This is a genomic window from Allobosea sp. CER48 (genome assembly GCF_044752385.1).
GTDB lineage: Bacteria > Pseudomonadota > Alphaproteobacteria > Rhizobiales > Beijerinckiaceae > Allobosea.
Window position 1 is genome coordinate 1 of sequence record NZ_JBIWYK010000616.1, and the last position, 1,525, is coordinate 1,525.

The window sequence follows — 1,525 nt, forward strand, 5'->3', positions numbered from 1 at the left end:
CGCGCGGCTGGAAAGCGAGTTGCGGGCGCTGCCGGGGGTGCATGAGGCGCTGTCCCTTCTCGCGGGGCGCCGCTGCGTCGCCTCCTCGACCAGCCTTGCACCGCTGCGGCGCAATCTCGGACTCGCGGGGCTGATCGACCTGTTCGATCCGCATGTCTTCTCGGCGTCGCAGGTTGCTCGGGGCAAGCCTGCGCCGGACGTCTTTCTGTTCGCCGCCGCGCAGATGGGCGCCGAGCCGGCAAACTGCCTGGTGCTGGAGGACTCCGTACCGGGCGTGCAGGCCGCGAGGGCGGCCGGCATGCAGGTGGCGGGCTTCACCGGCACCGCTCACGACAGGATCCGCACGCGCGAGCGCCTGCTGGCGGCGGGTGCCGCCGGCGTGATCGACGACTACCGGGACTGGCCCGCGGAGGCGGCGCGGCTTGCCGGGCTACGCGCTACCTGAGGGGGTTCAGAGCATGCTGGGCAGCACGCGATCCGGCGGCTTGTGGCCGTCCATGAATGTCTTGATGTTGACGATGACCTTCTCGCCCATGTCGGCGCGGCCCTCGTGGGTGGCCGAACCCATATGCGGGAGGACCACCACCTTGTGCTGACGGGCGAGCTTGAGCAGGCGCGGATTGACCGCCGGCTCGCTCTCGAACACGTCGAGGCCCGCGCCGGCGAGTTCGCCGGCTTCCAGCATGCGGGCGAGCGCGGTCTCATCGACGACCTCGCCGCGCGCCGTGTTCACCAGGATCGCATCGGGCTTCATCAATTTGAGGCGGCGTGCCGAAAGCAGGTGATAGGTCGCCGGGGTGTGCGGGCAGTTGATCGAGACGATGTCCATCCGCGCCAGCATCTGATCGAGCGAATCCCAATAGGTCGCGTCGAGCTGTTCCTCGATGCGTGGATCGACCCGGCGGCGATTGTGGTAGTGGATCGACAGGCCGAAGGCGGAGGCGCGCTTGGCCAGGGCCTGGCCGATGCGCCCCATGCCGACGATGCCGAGTCGCTTGCCGGTGATCCGCCGGCCGAGCATCCAGGTCGGTGACCAGCCGGCCCAGTCGTCATCGGGGATGACGCGGGCCCCCTCCGCGATGCGGCGGGCCACGGCGAGGATCAGGGCGATCGTCATGTCGGCGGTGTCATCGGTCAGGACGCCCGGCGTATTGGTGACGGTGATGCCGCGCTGCACCGCGCTGGCGACGTCGATATTGTCGACGCCGTTGCCGAAATTCGCGATCAGGCGCAGCTGGTCGCCGGCCTGGGCGATGACGGCGGCATCGATCTTGTCGGTAACGGTCGGAACGAGGACGTCGGCGGTCTTCACGGCATCGACGAGGGCGGCCTGCGACATTGGCTTGTCGTCGATGTTGAGCCGGGCATCGAAGAGCTCGCGCATCCGGGTTTCGACTACGGCGGGCAGCTTGCGCGTGACCACGACCAGAGGCTTCTTCTTCGACATGGCGGTCACCCTTCCGTCATCCGTATTCGCGCGTAGCCCTCAACCTGCCATTAACCCTGCTGGCCCAGGAATGGTGCG

The 1,525-nt window shown here is 68.3% G+C and carries 2 protein-coding genes; one reads left to right on the forward strand and one right to left on the reverse strand.

Annotated elements, in window-relative coordinates; translation table 11 throughout:
- On the forward strand, positions 1-445 hold a 445-nt coding region (locus ACIPIA_RS16025; RefSeq protein ID WP_400510967.1), incomplete at its 5' end, for an HAD-IA family hydrolase.
- Between the two features lie 6 nt (positions 446-451).
- Here the strand turns inward: ACIPIA_RS16025 and ACIPIA_RS16030 are convergent.
- Entirely contained in the window at positions 452-1,447 is a 996-nt protein-coding gene (locus tag ACIPIA_RS16030) for a 2-hydroxyacid dehydrogenase (protein ID WP_400510968.1), read from the reverse strand.
- Between the last annotated feature and the right edge of the window lie 78 nt (positions 1,448-1,525).